The sequence below is a fragment of the Leptospira sp. B5-022 genome (assembly GCF_000347035.1).
GTDB classification, from domain to species: Bacteria; Spirochaetota; Leptospiria; order Leptospirales; family Leptospiraceae; genus Leptospira_B; species Leptospira_B cinconiae.
This window is the reverse complement of sequence record NZ_ANIJ01000006.1, coordinates 488269-505393: the sequence shown is the minus strand read 5'-3', so window position 1 is coordinate 505393 and position 17125 is coordinate 488269. Positions and strand designations below refer to the sequence as shown.

Below are 17125 nucleotides of genomic sequence, written 5' to 3'. Positions count from 1 at the left end.
CTTAAGCTACCGGAAGTTCTATCCTGAATTTACATCCGCCTAATTCGGAAGAGTCTACAGAAATATGACCGTTATGATCGATCACCGTTTTTTGTACGATTGCAAGTCCTATCCCTGATACATGTTCGTCCTTGGTGGAATAATACGGTTCAAAAACTTTGGATCTGTATTCTGGAGTGATACCGATCCCGTTATCTTCCACAAGTAAAACCACTGAACGTCTCATGATCCTTTTTTCTAATACGGTGGAGATACGGACTTTTCCTTGGAAAAAACTGGAATCGCCTCTTTGTCTTCTTTTTTCGATGGCTTCCACCGCATTTTTAAAAAGATTGTTCATGATCCCTAAAAACAGTTTTTTGTCCAAAAAGATTTCGGGTAAATTTTTAGCGAAGTTTAGTTCTATTTGGATTCCTGGAGTGTGTTCGAAAAGTTTTGCACTTTCTAACACGACCGGTTCCAAATGTTGGTTGATCAGCCTAGGTGCGGGCATTCTCGCAAATTCCGAGAATTCATTTACCAGATGTTCCAGAATTTTTACCTGACCGACAATTGTTTCACTACCTTTTGTTACGATTTCTTGGAATTCTTCCGGAACTTCAGAGTTCAGTTTCCTACGTATTCTTTCCGCCGAAAGTTGGATTGGGGTCAGAGGATTTTTGATCTCGTGCGCCATTCTTTGAGCCACTTCTTTCCAGGCGGCGATCCTTTGAGAATGCATCAATTCCTCGTTCTTGGATTTTAGGTCCTTCACCATCTGGTTGAAGGATTCTACCAAGGCTCCTATCTCTCCTCCTTCCGTAAGCGGAAGATTGATGTCGGTATCTCCTAATGAGACTTTTTGAGTGGCGTTGGCAAGATCAATGATCGGTCTGGAGATTTTTCGTGCGAATACAAGGGAGAAAAAAATGGAAAGTAAAAATGCGAATACGGTCAATAAAGTGATCGTAAGCCTGACCTCGTACGGAAGTTTTTCTTTTGTCAGATCGGCAGTGATATAATTTTTCCTGGTATTTATAAAAGAATATGCTTTGGATTCTTCTCCGTGAAAAACACGTTTTCCTAATATTAAGAACTTTGAAGGATTTAAGGATTCTATTTTGAGCAGATAAAAGCTTAAACTTTGGCTCAATATTAATTTTTCCGAGATTCCTTCCGTTCCGAAAGAGGTAAATTCTTCCGGAGAGATTGTCAGTTTTAATGATCTGTTTTCGAGTGCGGGTACATTATTATCGTACCAACCCACATAATAATTCGGGTTCGAGATCAGATCTAATTCGTTCGCACGATTTGTGAGTAGATTCGGGTTTGGATTTTCCCTTTTGACAAGATTTCTAAATAGTTTAGCCTTTTCTAATAGATTATTCTTTTCCGGTTCCAGTTCCTTTCGAACGAAGTGATCCCCCGCTTCCAGAGCTTGCGCGATATCCAAACCGTAAAATCCTTCGAATACTCTTCCTATCACATTAGAAGTGAGAAGAAATACCGGAAAAGAGGGAAGCATCGCGATGAACAAAAAGGATAGAGAAAGCCTGTATCGGATGGAACTTTTGAGCCTTCCAGTCTCCAAATTCCTGCGATTCCTATAAAAATAGGAAAGGATTAAAAATAGTACGACTAATGGAACCGTATAATATACGTAGATCAATATTCGATCTACTATATCTATACTTTCCGAATTTCTAAAATGAATGAGTTCAGCAGCGAGAACTGCTATAAAGATCACTCCGGATAAAATCAGAAGATCTCGAAGATAATATCGATTTTCCTCCTCTATCCGAAATGGAAACCATTTCATACGGCAAAATCGCCTTCCACTAATTTTGCCAAAGCATCCGCCGCTTCTTCTTCCTGTGGACCTTCGGTTTTGATGGAAAATTCAGCGCCGGGGGCTAATGCCAACATCATAAGTCCCATGATACTTTTACCGTTTACTTCCACACCGTCTTTTGAGACTAGAACTTCGCAGGAGTATTTTGCCGCGCAATTCACAAAGACAGAGGCGGGACGAGCATGCATCCCTGCGCCGTTTTCGTTAATTTTGAGGTGGATTTCTTTCAACTTTTCCTTGCTGTAGATAAATATTTAATTTTTGGCTGAATTCCGCCGCCGCATTTTTTCCCAACTTTTTTAATCTTTGGTTCATTGCAGCGGTCTCCACGATGATCGGTATATTTCTTCCCGGTCGGACCGGAAGTTTGATCAATGGAATATTGACTCCGAGAACTTCTTCCGTTCTATTTTCAAGTCCGGTTCTGTCGAATTCCTTTTCTTCGGTCCATTCTTCCAGATGGATGATAAGTTCAATAAGTTTATGGTCTCTAACGGATCCGATCCCGAATATATCTTTTATATTCAAAATTCCTAATCCTCTGATCTCCATGTGGTGTCGTAGAAGGTCCGAACAAGTCCCGATCAAATAACTTTCGGAAAGTCTTCTGATCTCCACCATATCGTCTGCGACCAATCGGTGTCCTCTTTCTATAAGTTCGAGTGCGGTTTCACTTTTTCCCACACCACTTTTACCGGACAGAAGTATCCCGATCCCGAATACTTCGATCAGAACTCCGTGTCTCATGGTCCTAGGTGCAAGACTTCTGTCCAAAATTTGAGAAATGAGTGTGATGAACTTATGAGTAGAAACATCGGAACCCAATAGTGGAATATTCAGACGATCGCAGTATTCTATAAAGATAGGAGGAGGAACATTCCCGTGAGTGAATATGATACAGTTCAAATGAAAATGGAAAAAGTCTGCGGCGAGTTTTTCCATTTCCTCACCTTCTTTAGAAGTGATATAGGCCCATTCTCCTTTTCCAAAAATTTGGATACGATCATGGGCGAAACTTTCGTAAAAACCAGTAAGTGAAAGACCGGGACGGTTGATCTCAGAACTATGGATCCGGTTTTGGAGCCCATTTTCTCCTGCAATGAGTTTTAAACCTAACTCCGGATGATCTTTTAGAATATTAGAAACATTAATTCCGGGAACGGACATGAGTTACCTTGCTTCCAGAGATTTTACTTTTTTTCTTTGGTTGGATGGTAAAATTTTTAGGATTTTACGGTACTTTGCAACGGTTCTTCTGGCGATCTCTATCCCTTTACTTTCTATTTTTTCGACTATATCTTGGTCGGAGAGGGGATTTTCCGGATCTTCTTCTTTTACTAGAATACGTATAATGTCATGAATGGTTTTGGAAGATTCCATTCCACCTTCGGAACTTTTGGATTTTAATCCGGAAGAGAAGAACCATTTTAATTCTAAAATCCCCCAAGAAGTTTGGACATACTTATTCGAAGTGATCCGCGAGACTGTGGATTCATGTAGGTCCAATCTTTCTGCGATATCTTTTAAGGTGAGAGGTTTTAAAAATCTCACACCTTTTCGGAAAAATTCTGTTTGGAGTTCGATGATCGCAGATACAACTCTATAGAGGGTCTGTCTTCGTTGGTTTACGGAGCGGATGAGCCACTCTGCTGAATTCAGCTTTGTGGAAATATATTCTTTATCTGAATCCTTAGCCCCGGCCCCTTTTTTGAGCATACCCTTATATTCTTTATTAATTTTTAATTTAGGAAGCCATTCGTCGTTCAGCAATATGCTGAACTCGCCTTCTATTTCCCTGATGATTACATCGGGAACTATATAATCCGGTTTTTGGGGAGTGTATAATGTTGCGGGGAAAGGTTCCAGTTTTTTGATCTCAGCCGCCATTGCTTCGATCGCTTCCACAGGAAGACCCATTTTTTTGGAAATTCCCTTATAATCCAGTTTTTCGAGGTCTTTTAGGTAATTTAAGATAAGATCATGAAGGTTTTTATCTTCCGGTTTAACGATCTTTGCCTGGATATATAATGTTTCTTGAATGCTTCCGGCGCCTATTCCGAGTGGATCCAATTGATGGATTTGTTCCAAAACCTTTTTGATCGTTTTGACAGAAACTCCTATCTCCGCGGCAAGTTCGCTTTGAGTTTGCGAAATAAATCCTCTATCGTCCAGCATGGAAATCAGAATTTCCGCGATCTCCATTTCTTTTCCCTTTAAAGAAGAGATCCTGAGTTGCCAAAGTAAATGTTCCGAAAGGGATTGTGTGTTGGGAGAGGATTCGATATATTTTTGGTTTCTATCGGAAGCATCGGTGCCTCGATACTGAGGTTTGTCTAAGCTGAAAGAATCCTGCCAACCCGGATCCGAATTTTTGAGAAAGTCGTTCTTCTCTTTTCTTTTCAGATCGTCTACCGAATAGAGTTCCGGACTTTTACTTCGTTCCGAGCCTGGCTCTTCTTCCAGCATAGGATTTTCCACCAGTTCTGCGCTGATCCTATCCGCTAATTCCAGAGTTGACAAAGGCAAAAGCTCTATGGACTGACGCAAATCCTGCGTCATGACAAGCTTTTGTGTCTGCTTCTGTACTAACTGGTGGTTCAGATTCACAGCTTGAAGTCCTCTCCTAGATACATTCTCTTAGCTTCTTTATCATTCACGAGTTCTTTCGGAGTTCCCGCGATTAAGATCCGACCGCTATGCATGATATACGCTCTGTCAGTGATCTTTAGTGTTTCTCGAACATTATGGTCGGTGATTAATATACCCAGTCCCTTTTTCTTTAAACTATTTATAACAGTTTGAATATCTTTAACTGCTATAGGGTCGACCCCTGCGAAGGGCTCGTCAAGAAGGATAAAATCCGGATTTGTGACTAATGCTCTAGCAATTTCGCATCTTCTTCTTTCCCCACCGGAAAGAGTAAAACCTTTTTGGTTGGCGACTCGCATAATCTGCAATTCTAACAGTAGTTCGTCTCTTCTGCGAATGATTTCGGATCTAGGAATGTTTAGAGTTTCAAGGATAGCTTCCAGATTTTCAGCAACGGTGAGTTTTCTAAAGATGGAAGCTTCTTGCGCAAGATATCCTACTCCTAATTTGGCTCTAGTATGCATAGGAGCGTCCGTTACGTCTTGGTCGTCTATGAATACATGACCTGAATCGGGTTTTACGAAACCGACGGACATATAGAAGGAAGTGGTTTTTCCGGCTCCGTTCGGACCAAGGAGACCTACGACTTCTCCTTTACGAACATCGAAACTGACTCCGTCTACAACCTTACGCTTATTGTATATTTTGATTAAGTTTTGGCACCGGATCCTTTGTCCCATTATGCAAGCCTAATTTCCTAAATGGACTCCTTCTGTCAGAATTGATCTTCCTTCTCTTGGATAAAAGACGATTTTTCCCGCCCTTAGGATCTTACCGCTTCGGTTAATCCTTGGATTTCCTTCTAAAGTAACCGATTCTTCGTTTTCAAAATAAGTGGCGTATTCGCCTTGCGCTTCTGTCGACTTGGATTTGATCCAAATATTTCCTCGGATCACCGTTTCTTTTTGATCCAAAAAACGTTCGAATTCTTGTGCGGTGATTGTGCTTGTCACTCGATCGGAATTTTTTTCTAAAAATTCCATTTTACCTTCGTCCGTCAGGTGGAGATAGTTTTCGTTTCGAAAGTAATCGAATACGTTACCCGAAAGAAGTAGATGATTTTCTCGATCATGTACCTTAATATTCTTTCTTGCTTTGATGATACGTGAATCTTTTCCTACGGACTCGATTGTATCGGATGTGATCTTCAGGTCTTTTCGTAGTACTGTTGCATTCCCGCTGATGAGTACAGTGCGATCGTTCTCTTCATTGGGACGACTTTCTATTTTATCCCCTTTTAGGATGGTGAGAATTGTCTGTTTTTTCTCGTTTCCTTCCGGATCTTTTTTAGTCTCTTCCGAGGATTGAAATAGTACAGTGTTATCTTCTAAAAGTATCCTACTTTCATTTGTGTAGAAGGATAATTTTTTTCCGCTCAAATATCTGTTCTTGGAGATCAGGATCGGGTTCGGATCGGTAGTGATTAGATGTTCCGATTCTTTAAAAACTGCTTCCGAGCAGAAGATCGTAACTTCCGGATGATTTACGATCACTCCTCCATGCAGCTTTGTAATTTTCGTGCTTAATTCTCGGTCTATTTGTTTTGCGGAGATGACCGTCGTTTTACCTGTTTTATCCCGAAAGCTAAGCCTAGGTCTTTCTTTGATATAGACCATTTCGGAGTATTTATCGTATTCCCCTACTCCCGCTCTCATCACGGTCCCGTTCTCCTGGTCTTCTATATGGACTCCGTTCTTTAAAAAAGCCTTATATGCTTCTTTTCCATAGACCTCGATCCTGTTTGCGCCCAATTTTACTTTTTTATGTTGGATCCAGGCACCACCTTCCAAACTGAATATTGTGACTTTTAATCCCTGGATTTCTCTATCTTCTTGGGTAAGCGCACTTGCTCCCCAATATGTGGGAAAACTTTCCTTACGTTTCGGATCGACTTCTCCGATCCCTTGGAAACTTTTCGGGTCCAATGTTTCCGCAGAAAATAAAAGCGGAGGCCTGGAGTGAGATCCTGCAGGAGAATAAAATAAAAAAAATAGATAGAATGAGACCAGGATACGTTTCATTTTTCTTTAGGGGAAGAAGAAAGTGGATTGGAACCACCTTGGGTAATAGCAGTCGGTTTTAAAATAGTAAACTTATTCAGATCCTTGTCAGCTCTGAGCCCCACTCCTCTGATATGTGTTCCATTTGCGTCAATGATCACTTCCTCGTTGGAAGTTAATTCCTTAGTCTCGTCGTTGTAATCCAATGATCTTGCTCTAAGAGTCCGATTTTCTTCCGTTTTCAGAAGAATGTTCCCGGTAATTTTCATCAGTTTTTTGACCTGGTTGATCTCTCCCTTATCACCCGTGAGTTTGGACTTAAACTTTCCGTTCTCATATTGGTCGAAATTGATCCCATACAGAACGTATCTTTTTTCGTCTGCGTAAAGATAGGCCTCTTCCGCTTTCAATTTCCATAATATAGTTCCGTTTCCGTCGTACTGATCCTTTGCAAAATTTTTGAAAGAAACTGTGGAACCTTTTTCTTTTTCTTCTTCTACACGAGTGTATTTAGCGTCCGATTTTCCGCCGGAATAAAAGAAAAGAACTAAGAATAAAATTCCGAGTCCTACTCCTAGGCCCGGACCATATTTTCTAACGGTTTCCGGGTCTAATTTGAGTAGAGTGAGTATGCGGGAATACAAGGTTCTATCGATTAGCGGTTTAGGATTTCCTGTTTTACGTAACGATCTAAACCGACCAATTCCTTTAATAAGGATTTAATTTCTGAGAGAGGATATTGAGTGGTAGCATCGGAAAGCGCTTTGGCAGGGTCTGGATGCACCTCCATAAAGATACCTTCTATCCCGAGCGCCACTGCACTCCTTGTCATACTCGGAATATATTCTCTCTGCCCTCCGGTGATATTACCCGCCGCTCCAGGCAATTGTGCGGAGTGAGTGGCGTCGAATACTACCGGAATATCATAACTATGTAATATAGGGACGGTTCTTCCGTCGAATACCAAATTCCCGTAACCGAATGTGGTCCCTCTTTCGGTAACCATATACTTTTCGGAGCCGGATTCTTGGATTTTTGTTTTGATATGTCTACAATCGGAAGGAGCTAAGAACTGTCCTTTTTTGACATTCACCCATTTTCCGGTTTTAGCGGATTCTGCGATTAGATCCGTTTGTCTACTCAAGAATGCCGGGATCTGATACATATCGATCACATCTTTCAGCGGACCAACTTGAGAAGTCTCATGGATATCGGTTAACACCGGGACGTTAAATTTTGTCTTAATATGTTCTAAATGTTTGATCCCTTCCGTAAGTCCGGGACCTCTATACGAAGTAACGGAGGAACGATTTGCCTTGTCGAAACTACTTTTGAAAACATAAGGGATGCCAAGTTCGGTGGTGATCTCTAACATCTCCGCACAGACTTTTTCGAGTAGGTCCCTGTTTTCCATGACGCAAGGACCGGCAATCAAGAAGAATGGATTTTTTCCTCCGATCTTTTTGCCGCTTAAAAAATCCCTTTCTTGGGCAGTTTTATCGCTCATTACGCCTTCCTTGCAAATTTGACCGCAGCACGGATGAATCCGGCGAATAACGGATGCGGTTTTGTAGGTTTTCCAGTGAATTCAGGATGGAATTGAACTCCAATAAACCAAGGATGATCCGGAATTTCTACGATTTCAATCAGGTTTTCATCCGGAGAAATACCGGAAAGGATCATTCCTTTCTCTTCGAATCTTTGTTTGTATTTGTTGGTAAACTCGAATCTATGTCTATGTCGCTCATAGATCAGCTCTTGTTTGTATTCGTTAAATGCTAAGGTGTTCTTTTTGATCTTACAAGGATAAGATCCTAAACGCATGGTCCCACCCATCTGATCGATATCCATCTGCTCTTCGATAAGAGAGATCACCGGGTCCGGAGAGTCCGGCCTAAATTCAGTGGAGTTTGCATCTTTAAGACCGAGCACATTCCTTGCGTATTCAATCACTGCACATTGCATTCCAAGACAGATCCCGAAGAATGGAATTCCTTTGGTTCTTGCGTATTGGATTGCGGCGATCTTACCTTCTATCCCTCTGTCCCCGAATCCACCCGGAACTAAAACACCATGAGCGGATTTTAAAACATCCTTCACATTCGTTTTATCCAGTTTTTCAGGATCTACTTTGATAAATTCCACGTTTGCTTCGTTTGCAATCCCGCCATGAGATAAACTTTCGTAAACGGAACGATACGCATCATGAAGGGAGATGTACTTACCGACTACTGCGATCTGGACGGTTTGTTTTGCGGATTGAAGACTTTTTATGATCTTCTCCCATTCCGTAAAATTGGATTTTCCAAGTTCAAGTCCTAATGTTTTTAGAACTACTTGGTCCAATTTTTCTTCCTTGTACATTTTAGGGATTTCGTAAATGGAAGTGCTGATATCGGAAGCGGAGATCACATTTTCTTCTTTTACGTTACAGAAGGAGGAAATTTTTCCTTTCATCTCCTTTGGCATCGGTTGGTTCACACGGCAGATCAAAATATCAGGTTGGATCCCGAGCGCTAAAAGTTCTTTCACGGAGTGTTGGGTAGGTTTTGTTTTTGCTTCCCCGGCTACTGTGATGGTTGGAACTAAAGTAACATGGATAAATAAAACTTGAGAAGGTCCATGCTCGTATCTCATCTGACGGATCGCTTCCAAGAATGGAATAGACTCGATGTCACCCACTGTTCCGCCGATCTCAACGATCACAAAGTCGGTCGCATTTTCTCTGGCAAGAGTATAGATCCTATTTCGGATCTCGTTCGTGATATGAGGAACTACCTGAACTGTTCTTCCCAGATAATCCCCTTTTCTTTCTCTTTGGATTACGGTATTATAAATTTGTCCGGTGGAGACGGAATTTTTACGTGTAAACTTGGATTTGGTAAATCTTTCGTAATACCCGAGATCCAAATCTGTTTCTGCTCCGTCTTCGGTCACATACACTTCTCCGTGCTGGTACGGACTCATGGTTCCAGGATCTATATTGATATAAGGATCCATTTTTTGCAGGGAAACGGAATAACCCCTACTTTCCAGAAGGCATCCAAGGGCTGCTGCGGATACACCCTTTCCAAGGGAGGAACAAACACCTCCGGTCACGAAAATAAATTTAGTTTTGGACAAACCGATCTCCTACCTGCTGAACAGAGTTTTCTTCAGTCTCGGAAAATCCAACTCGGAATTTCGCGGAATTGAGAAGGAATTCTAGGGTTTTTGGCGAATGCGCCGGATCAGATCCGTGCTGGAAAATCCAGGAACAAATGGTAGAATTTTCACTTCTCCGCCTAATTTGCGAACAAGGGGAGTTTCCGGAAGAGCTTCTAGATCGTAATCTCCCCCTTTTACGTGAATATGAGGTGCTACCTCTGAGATCAGCTCTAAGGGAGTGTCTTCGGAAAACACACTAATATAGTCTACGAAAGAAAGACAGGAAAGAAGAAATGCCCGGTCCTCTTCCGGATTGACAGGACGTTCCGGTCCTTTCAGTCTTTTGACAGAAGAATCGGAATTGATCCCTACCCAAAGAACGTCTCCCAAATCTTTTGCTTGCGAAAGATACGTTAAATGGCCTTTATGAACTAGATCGAATACACCGTTTGTAAAAACGATTTTTTGGTGAGAGCGAATCTTCTCCGAAACATTCTTTACCTCCGTAAAAGGAATAATTTTCTCGATACAGGAAGAGAAAGAAGACTTCACAGAAAACTTCCTCTTTTCTCTAAAGCTTCCAAAAGTTCTTCTAAAGAAACGGTTTCTGCACCCAATTTTCCGACAACCACACCTGCTGCCGCGTTCGAAACGATTGCCGCTTCTAATTCTCCCAAACCTGCTGCTAAAAAGGAAGTATAAACGGAGATCACAGTATCCCCTGCTCCGGTTACGTCGAATACTTCCTTAGCGACTGTTGGAATATGATACGTCTTGGATTCAGAAGAAATGTAAAGGCTCATTCCCTTTTCTCCCCGAGTAATCATCATAGAAGGTGAATGTAGATTTTCCGCGATCTTCCCCGCTGCTTCTTCCACTTCCGCATTCGTCTCTAATTTTTTCCCGAGAGCCTTTCCTGCTTCGTGGTGGTTCGGGGTCATGACGGTAGCTTTTTCATATTGGAAAAAATGAGACACTTGCGGATCCACTGTTACGATCTTTTTATGTTGGACGGCCAGATCGATTGTTTTGCGGATGAGACTTGCAGTCAGAGTTCCTTTATCATAATCGGAAAGAATAACTGCATCCGCTTCTTGGATGATCTTGGAAAAACTTTCCAGTAATTGTTTTTCTTCCGAATCACTGAGTGGAAATGTTTCTTCCCTATCGATACGACAAACTTGCTGGTGACCTGCGATCACTCTAGTTTTTAGAATGGTAGGTACGATTTCGGAACGAATAATTGTGTTCTTGGAAGAGTTTGTGTTTTCGGTGGAAAGAAGATCATCCAAAGTTTTTGCGGCAGGGTCGTTACCCGCTCTGCCCAATACAAAAGATTGAACGCCTAAACTGGAAAGATTTTTTACCACATTCCCAGCACCACCCAAAGTGGTTTTTTCATTACGAACCCAGACCACCGGAACGGGAGCCTCCGGAGAAATTCGGTTCACTTCTCCGATCAGATACTCGTCCAGGATGAGATCTCCGATCACGATTATTTTAGTGGTTTTTAATTTAGAAGCCGCTTCCAAATATCGCTTTTTATCTAAGTAATACAATTTTAAACCGGTCTTACAATTTGATTTGCGTTTTCACTTCAACAGGTTAGGATAAATCCTAGGTGTCAAGAACTACAATTCCGATCTTTCCTCTTCCCGAAGTCATCTTATTTCCAGGCACATTTCTTCCCCTTCATATTTTCGAGCCTCGATACAGGATGATGTTGGACTATTGTTCCGAGTCCGGCGAAGAAATGGCGATCGCGCCGATCAAAATGGATCCCGATAATTTAAAAAATCCTCAGCCGGAAATAGAAACTATTTTCGGTTGGGGTACGATTGTCAGAAGAGACCCACTTCCCGACGGAAGATCCAATATTCTACTTGAAGGCAAAGGTATCGCAAAATTAGAATCTTACGATACCATGGAGCCTTTCCGGATCGGCCTAGTAGAAAAGATAGAAGCTGATTCCAAATACATCGAAGACAAACTTTTTGTAGAGATTTTCGATCGGATCCTGTATCTTACTAAACGAATTCTACTTTCAGAAGGCGCTAAGGAAGAACTGATCCTCCGAATGAACGATCTCTGGTCTCATCCTTTCCCGGTGGATTTTATTTCTTCTATTTTAAATTTCAATTTTAAGAAGAAGCAGGAGATCCTTTCCAGCACGGATCAAATCCTGAAAGCACAACTGCTTGTCGGCATTGTGGAAGAGATGAATTTAGGGGAATAGTTTCGCAGGTATTTTCGCACTGAGTTCACAGAGAACACAGAGTTTTTCACGCCACGGCGCAAAGATAAAAAGATAGGTTTCGAAATTCTAAAAATCTCTTCTAAACTTCACGGCTTCGCGTGAGCCCCATCTCTGTGATCTCCGTGGGCTCTGTGCGAAATAAAAAACTAATTCACAACTTTCTTAAATACTCTGCGTGATAACACAAAACGGTCTAACCACCATTTCATCCGGATCTTATCTATTACTACTCCACGAGTGGAAGAAGCATGCGCAAATTCCTCTCCGTTTAAGACCATACCTACATGAGTCACTTTGGACTGATTGGGAGAAGCGGAAAAGAAAATGAGGTCTCCTGATCTCATTTCATTATGAGAAACTCCGATACCTATTTTGGTTTGTGCACTAGAAGCGCGAGATACCATTTTTTCTGGAACGCCGATACGACCATCCGTTAAAACTCTATACGTAAAACCGGAACAGTCGGTTCCAGTTTTAGCCGCATTCGCCCATTTATAAGGAGTTCCTATCCATTCTTTTGCAACCTTTTGTAGCACGTTGGAAGATAAAGTCTCCCAACCTTCTTTGCTTGGCTTATCAGGTTCTGTCGGTTCTCCCGGTTCCGGTAAATTTGGGACCAAGGGCGGATCCGGCAACGGTTCGATTCTTGGTCTGTCCCCGATTACGATCCCACCCACTTCCTCTAACGAAGTTTCTACCGCACGAGCGGAAGCGAATTTTTGAGGAGAAGCGACCTTCTCTCCTTCATGCAATTTTTTTAAATTAGAAAGAAGGATATAAGAGGCACCGTCCAATTTTGAATCCAGCACGGATTTGAAAGAGTTTTCCGTTTTTGCAAAAGCAATACTTCTCCCTTTAGCGGGGAATTGGGTAAGGATTTTGGATGCCAAACGGTTTTCCGGAAAATCCACTAACTTTCCTGCGATAAGTGCCCTTCCACCTGCAAGTACCGAAAAACCGTCCCATTTTTTTTCCATGGCGGCTTCTACAAAACGGTTTCTGACTTCTTCTCTAATTCCGGCTTTTTTGGTTTCTTTAAAATACAAACCTATATAACTGAAATCTTCTTTGGAGATTTCCCTTTTGGAAACGACAGGAATTGCGTCTTCCGCTTCCTCGAAAGTGAGTCCTTCTTTGACTGCGTAGTCCAGGTTCACTATCAGTTCCGCCGTTTTTTCCGGACTTACACCTTCTAAGATCGCCCAAGGGATCACATTTTTCGTGATCTTCAGCACTTCCTTACTTCCGGCTCTTTGTCCTAATTTTTGAAAAACGGAGTTTTTGATAAGAAGTGTCTGAGAACGATCCCAATCCGCTTTTAATAGATCCTCGAAAGGATCTGCAAATACGGAACAGGAGAAAAAAAGAAGAATAGTAACTACGAAGATCCGAACTCTCATTTTACACCATGCATCCAAGATTCTAATTTTTTACGGAATAAAAATAAACCGATCGCAGTGATCATCGGAAGAAAGAAAAAGATCAGAAAAAAACCGGATAAGGATTCCCTTCCTCCCATATAACGAGTCAATTCACCCGCAAGAACATGCGCGAAGAAGTTTGCCAAGAACCAAAATCCCATCATCATCGAAGCGACTTTGACCGGCGCTAATTTTGTAACCAAAGAAAGACCTACAGGCGAGAGGAATAATTCTCCGATCGTTAAAAGTAGAATCGAAAGAATGATCCAAATGGAAGAAAATTTTTCAGTCGATCCGAAAGTTACCAAAGAAAGAAGAAGGTAACCGAATCCTAAAACGATTAGTCCTAAACAAAACTTGGTCACTGTCGAAATATGCCTGCCCGATTCCTCGAATTTTTTCCAGATCCAAGAAATGACCAAAGCTAAACTCACCACAAAAAGTGGGTTGAGAGATTGATAATTTGCTGCTGGGATTTCCCAACCTAAAATATTCCTATCCACATATCTGTCTATGATCAGGCTTAAAGAAGAACCGATCTGTTCGTAAGAAGCCCAGAATGTGATCGTAACTGCTGAAAAAACCAGGATCGCAAAAATCCTTTCTCTGTTTTGTTTTGGATCTTCTTTTTTCGGATCGGAAATCGACTGATTTCCATTCGCTAGGAATGCGTCCGGATTGACTCTTCTTCCTAAAACTCCGAAGATAATAAGACCAATGAGCATTCCTGCTGCTGCGATCCCGAAACCGTAATGCCAACCTTTGTATTCCGCAAGATTGGCGCAGGCCCAGGTTCCCAGGATCGCTCCTAAATTGATCCCAAAATAGAATATCGTAAAACCGGAATCTTTTAACTCCGGTTTCCCTTCTAATTCGTAAATTCTTCCTACAACGGTGGAAATACAAGGTTTGAAAAAACCGTTTCCTGCGATCAAAAGTCCAAGTCCCAAGTAAAAAGTCCAAAGACCGTTAAACGCCAAGGAAAGATGGCCGAACATCATAAGGATTCCGCCCAAAAAGATGGAACGTTTGTATCCTAAAACTCGATCCGCTAGTAAACCTCCCAAAATGGGGGTCAGATACACGAATCCATTATAAAATCCGTATATTCTCCCCGCCTGAGCGTCTTGCATCAAAAGTTCTTTGGTAAGAAATAGAACAAGAAGCGCTCTCATTCCGTAAAAAGAAAATCTCTCCCACATTTCCACGAAGAAGAGAACGTACAAACCTTTAGGATGAGTTATTTGCCTTTGGCTCTGGATTTCCATTCCGGTTCCGGGATCTTGGATTCAAAATTAGCGTATCTTGCGGCAACGAATAGATGGTCAGAAAGTCTATTCATGAATGTAAGATTTTCTGCAAAGATCTCGTGGCCTTCTTCTTTATACCGTACTAGGTCTCTTTCTAATCTTCTGGCCAAGGTCCTGGCCACATGTAAAAAAGAAGAAGCGGAAGATCCGCCAGGTAGGATAAAATTTTTCAAAGGAAGAAGTGAATCTTGCCAGAGATCTATTTCTTTTTCTAGTTGGGAAATATCCTCTTCTAAGATACAGGAAGAATCGTCCTTCTTCTTATAACCTGCGAGTTCTGAACCCAATTCAAACAGTAAATTTTGGATCCTTTCGAGTGAGTCCTTTAGTTTGGAATTTTTTGTTAGGAAAGAAATTGAGACTCCGATTGCGGAATTCAATTCGTCTGCGGTCCCATACAACTCTACCCTAGGATCAGCTTTAGAAACCCTGGTTCCGGAAGCCAAGGATGTGGTGCCGGAGTCGCCCTTTTTGGTGTAAATTTTCATGATTCAGCCTGAATTTAGGGGACAGAATTCGAAAAACTTCGGAAAATTCCCGCAAGAAAAGCGGTTTTAACTGAAAAAAAGTTGCGAAATGGCCAAAGTGGATGGTAGAATAAGGGCAGATTCTCCCTCTTTTGGATTATCGTCGTTTACGACTTTAGTCTTTAGGGAAAATCGTAAAAAAAATCTCCCCATAAAAATAAGGGAGTGAAATTCGCAGTGGATATCCGGGTTGCCCGGGAGGCTCTCTCCTCCTAAAAGCCCGGCCTAATAGTTCGGACGGATCCGAACTCTAGCTACAGGGAGGTTGTTGATGATTATCAATCACAACATCAGTGCTCTTCGTGCGAACAACGTACTGAAGACAGTCAATAACGAGCTAGACAAAACTACAGAAAAATTATCTACCGGTATGAGGATCAATCGTGCCGGAGATGATGCATTGGGATTTGCGGTCTCCGAAAGGATGCGCACCCAGATCCGTGGTCTTGCTCAAGCTGAAAGAAACGTAATGGATGGAGTCTCATTTATTCAGGTTACGGAAGGTAACTTGGAACAAGTGAATAATATTCTCCAAAGACTCCGAGAATTATCCATCCAAACTTCCAACGGGATATACTCGGACGATGATCGTAAACTCGTTCAACTGGAAGTAGACCAACTCATAGACGAAGTGGACAGGCTAGGTAAAACTGCCGAGTTCAATAAGATCCGTCCATTGAGCGGAGCCTACTCTAAGGATTCCAAAAATCCGATCCAGTTGCATGTGGGACCGAATCAAAACGAGAAGCTGGAAATTTTCGTAGATGCTATGAATGCAGGTGCGCTTCAATTGGAGACTAACGGGAAAAAGCAGACTTTGTCTACTCCCGCTTCTTCCAATGCCATGATCGGTATTCTTGATAATGCGATCCAAAGGGTGAATAAACAAAGATCCGATTTAGGAGCTTATTATAACCGTTTGGAAATTACAGCAGAAGGACTGCAGTCAAATTATATCAATATGGTTTCTGCAGAAAGCCGAGTAAGGGACGCGGATATGGCGGAACATATCGTCGACTATACCAAAAATCAGATCTTGACCAAAAGCGGGGTCGCAATGCTTGCCCAGGCAAACATGAGACCGGAGCAGGTGGTAAAACTTCTGAGCGAAAGATTCGGATAAGGGCCTGTCCCAGGCTCTTGAAGTCATAGGTTAGATACCTAACGATAATCTAGGTTTGGGACAGACTATAAAAGGATATTTAATTTTCTGAAAATTAGACGAGACCCGTCCGAGAGGACGGGTTTTTTATTCGATGGGAGCAATCAAAGATCAGAATTTATCAGCTTGTGCCTTGTAAGCAGCCGCTTCTTTTTCGCAATGATCTACGAGTTTTTCATACTTCTTCTTTTCTGCCGCGTCTGTGGTAGCCTTTCCACCATGAGATTGGCTAGCCAAAGATTTATATTTTTCCGCTAATTCCTTATGGTCTTTTGCCTTTTTGGAAAAATACTCTTTCGCGATCTTTTTCAGATCCGGGGTAGTAGCCTCCGCGATGAGCAGATTGTCCAGTTCGGTAAATGCGGAAATATTACCTGCCAGGATCAGGGAAAAAAGAATGGTTGCTAAAGTTTTTTTCATACGAACTCCTATTATATGCGCCCACTAATTTTATGGGCATACGCTCTTACAGTCAATATTAAATTGATAGAATTGTCTTAACAATCTATGGAATACGAAGTGATTTTAATCAACTAATCCATGTCATGATTTTTTAAAATCCCCCTTTTTAGCATCGCATTCTTTTTTCGTTAAGGAGATCCATCCCTTCCCTTTGCAGGAGTTTTGTCCTGAGCAGGAATTTCCGTTCGAATGGCAGTCGCTTTTTCCCTTGCAGGAATTGACCCCATGACATTCTCCTTTTACGTTATCGGAACCGGCTTCCTGTTTTTCGGAAAATACTTCTCCCGATAAAAATAACCCGGAGATTGCCGCTCCTATGATGAGTTTTTTGGTGGTGTTGTTCATTACTTGTTTCCTTT

The 17125-nt window shown here is 41.8% G+C and carries 18 protein-coding genes; 2 read left to right on the top strand and 16 right to left on the bottom strand.

Annotated features, from left to right (window positions below):
* Window position 1 precedes the first annotated feature (1 nt).
* The 11 genes from LEP1GSC192_RS02960 to rfaE1 all read right to left on the bottom strand — a co-directional run bounded on the left by LEP1GSC192_RS02960 (window position 2) and on the right by rfaE1 (window position 11186).
* Window positions 2-1777: a PAS domain-containing sensor histidine kinase gene (locus tag LEP1GSC192_RS02960; RefSeq protein WP_036088848.1), complete on the bottom strand. Its 1776-nt coding sequence runs from the start codon at window positions 1775-1777 to the stop codon at window positions 2-4.
* Window positions 1778-1794: 17 nt separating this feature from the next.
* A complete protein-coding gene (locus LEP1GSC192_RS02955) occupies window positions 1795-2061 on the bottom strand; it encodes an HPr family phosphocarrier protein (RefSeq protein WP_198289287.1) in 267 nt (88 codons plus the stop codon).
* Window positions 2036-2998, bottom strand: a complete 963-nt coding sequence (gene hprK / locus LEP1GSC192_RS02950) for an HPr(Ser) kinase/phosphatase (RefSeq protein WP_020768439.1) — start codon at window positions 2996-2998, stop codon at window positions 2036-2038. The genes LEP1GSC192_RS02955 and hprK overlap by 26 nt, the downstream gene beginning before the upstream one ends.
* A 3-nt stretch (window positions 2999-3001) precedes the next feature.
* The gene (gene rpoN, locus LEP1GSC192_RS02945; RefSeq protein WP_020768111.1) at window positions 3002-4438 is read right to left on the bottom strand and encodes an RNA polymerase factor sigma-54; all 1437 of its coding nucleotides are present in this window, start codon (window positions 4436-4438) and stop codon (window positions 3002-3004) included.
* The gene (gene lptB, locus LEP1GSC192_RS02940; RefSeq protein WP_008590112.1) at window positions 4435-5160 is read right to left on the bottom strand and encodes an LPS export ABC transporter ATP-binding protein; all 726 of its coding nucleotides are present in this window, start codon (window positions 5158-5160) and stop codon (window positions 4435-4437) included. The genes rpoN and lptB overlap by 4 nt, the downstream gene beginning before the upstream one ends.
* A 9-nt stretch (window positions 5161-5169) precedes the next feature.
* Window positions 5170-6501 (bottom strand): LptA/OstA family protein, encoded by a 1332-nt coding sequence (locus tag LEP1GSC192_RS02935; protein ID WP_020768168.1) that lies wholly within the window; start codon window positions 6499-6501, stop codon window positions 5170-5172.
* The gene (gene lptC / locus LEP1GSC192_RS02930) at window positions 6498-7124 is read right to left on the bottom strand and encodes an LPS export ABC transporter periplasmic protein LptC (RefSeq protein ID WP_020768098.1); all 627 of its coding nucleotides are present in this window, start codon (window positions 7122-7124) and stop codon (window positions 6498-6500) included. Before lptC ends, LEP1GSC192_RS02935 begins: the two co-directional genes overlap by 4 nt.
* An 11-nt stretch (window positions 7125-7135) precedes the next feature.
* On the bottom strand, window positions 7136-7987 hold the full coding sequence (gene kdsA / locus LEP1GSC192_RS02925) for a 3-deoxy-8-phosphooctulonate synthase (RefSeq protein ID WP_020768273.1): 852 nt from the start codon (window positions 7985-7987) through the stop codon (window positions 7136-7138).
* Entirely contained in the window at window positions 7987-9603 is a 1617-nt protein-coding gene (locus LEP1GSC192_RS02920) for a CTP synthase (protein ID WP_036088728.1), read from the bottom strand. Before LEP1GSC192_RS02920 ends, kdsA begins: the two co-directional genes overlap by 1 nt.
* 81 nt (window positions 9604-9684) lie before the next feature.
* Entirely contained in the window at window positions 9685-10179 is a 495-nt protein-coding gene (rfaE2, locus tag LEP1GSC192_RS02915; protein WP_020768374.1) for a D-glycero-beta-D-manno-heptose 1-phosphate adenylyltransferase, read from the bottom strand.
* Window positions 10176-11186, bottom strand: a complete 1011-nt coding sequence (gene rfaE1, locus LEP1GSC192_RS02910; protein WP_020768186.1) for a D-glycero-beta-D-manno-heptose-7-phosphate kinase — start codon at window positions 11184-11186, stop codon at window positions 10176-10178. Before rfaE1 ends, rfaE2 begins: the two co-directional genes overlap by 4 nt.
* A gap of 62 nt (window positions 11187-11248) precedes the next feature.
* Between rfaE1 and LEP1GSC192_RS02905 the strand changes: the two genes are divergently transcribed.
* Window positions 11249-11863, top strand: coding sequence for an LON peptidase substrate-binding domain-containing protein (locus LEP1GSC192_RS02905; RefSeq protein WP_020768249.1), 615 nt, complete (start codon window positions 11249-11251; stop codon window positions 11861-11863).
* 167 nt (window positions 11864-12030) lie between these two features.
* Here LEP1GSC192_RS02905 and LEP1GSC192_RS02900 read toward each other — a convergent pair whose 3' ends face one another.
* The 3 genes from LEP1GSC192_RS02900 to LEP1GSC192_RS02890 are packed head-to-tail and all read right to left on the bottom strand — an operon-like array spanning window position 12031 to window position 15103.
* Window positions 12031-13284: a C40 family peptidase gene (locus tag LEP1GSC192_RS02900; RefSeq protein ID WP_020768476.1), complete on the bottom strand. Its 1254-nt coding sequence runs from the start codon at window positions 13282-13284 to the stop codon at window positions 12031-12033.
* On the bottom strand, window positions 13281-14573 hold the full coding sequence (locus LEP1GSC192_RS02895; RefSeq protein ID WP_020768023.1) for a peptide MFS transporter: 1293 nt from the start codon (window positions 14571-14573) through the stop codon (window positions 13281-13283). The genes LEP1GSC192_RS02900 and LEP1GSC192_RS02895 overlap by 4 nt, the downstream gene beginning before the upstream one ends.
* Entirely contained in the window at window positions 14546-15103 is a 558-nt protein-coding gene (locus tag LEP1GSC192_RS02890) for a cob(I)yrinic acid a,c-diamide adenosyltransferase (protein WP_020768340.1), read from the bottom strand. Before LEP1GSC192_RS02890 ends, LEP1GSC192_RS02895 begins: the two co-directional genes overlap by 28 nt.
* A gap of 310 nt (window positions 15104-15413) precedes the next feature.
* Here LEP1GSC192_RS02890 and LEP1GSC192_RS02885 point away from each other — a divergent pair, with 310 nt between their 5' ends.
* On the top strand, window positions 15414-16265 hold the full coding sequence (locus tag LEP1GSC192_RS02885) for a flagellin (protein WP_036088726.1): 852 nt from the start codon (window positions 15414-15416) through the stop codon (window positions 16263-16265).
* Between the two features lie 150 nt (window positions 16266-16415).
* Here the strand turns inward: LEP1GSC192_RS02885 and LEP1GSC192_RS02880 are convergent, their stop codons facing one another.
* The gene (locus LEP1GSC192_RS02880) at window positions 16416-16724 is read right to left on the bottom strand and encodes a hypothetical protein (RefSeq protein WP_020768133.1); all 309 of its coding nucleotides are present in this window, start codon (window positions 16722-16724) and stop codon (window positions 16416-16418) included.
* Window positions 16725-16847: 123 nt separating this feature from the next.
* The gene (locus LEP1GSC192_RS02875) at window positions 16848-17111 is read right to left on the bottom strand and encodes a hypothetical protein (RefSeq protein WP_020768480.1); all 264 of its coding nucleotides are present in this window, start codon (window positions 17109-17111) and stop codon (window positions 16848-16850) included.
* Between the last annotated feature and the right edge of the window lie 14 nt (window positions 17112-17125).

Excerpts from the sequence above, each read along its gene's own strand:
- hprK (WP_020768439.1), bottom strand. The coding sequence starts at position 2,998 with ATGTCCGTTCCCGGAATTAATGTTTCTAATATTCTAAAAGATCATCCG.
- lptB (WP_008590112.1), bottom strand. The coding sequence starts at position 5,160 with ATGGGACAAAGGATCCGGTGCCAAAACTTAATCAAAATATACAATAAG.
- LEP1GSC192_RS02935 (WP_020768168.1), bottom strand. The coding sequence starts at position 6,501 with ATGAAACGTATCCTGGTCTCATTCTATCTATTTTTTTTATTTTATTCT.
- kdsA (WP_020768273.1), bottom strand. The coding sequence starts at position 7,987 with ATGAGCGATAAAACTGCCCAAGAAAGGGATTTTTTAAGCGGCAAAAAG.
- LEP1GSC192_RS02900 (WP_020768476.1), bottom strand. The coding sequence starts at position 13,284 with ATGAGAGTTCGGATCTTCGTAGTTACTATTCTTCTTTTTTTCTCCTGT.
- LEP1GSC192_RS02895 (WP_020768023.1), bottom strand. The coding sequence starts at position 14,573 with ATGGAAATCCAGAGCCAAAGGCAAATAACTCATCCTAAAGGTTTGTAC.
- LEP1GSC192_RS02890 (WP_020768340.1), bottom strand. The coding sequence starts at position 15,103 with ATGAAAATTTACACCAAAAAGGGCGACTCCGGCACCACATCCTTGGCT.
- LEP1GSC192_RS02885 (WP_036088726.1), top strand. The coding sequence starts at position 15,414 with ATGATTATCAATCACAACATCAGTGCTCTTCGTGCGAACAACGTACTG.
- LEP1GSC192_RS02880 (WP_020768133.1), bottom strand. The coding sequence starts at position 16,724 with ATGAAAAAAACTTTAGCAACCATTCTTTTTTCCCTGATCCTGGCAGGT.
- LEP1GSC192_RS02875 (WP_020768480.1), bottom strand. The coding sequence starts at position 17,111 with ATGAACAACACCACCAAAAAACTCATCATAGGAGCGGCAATCTCCGGG.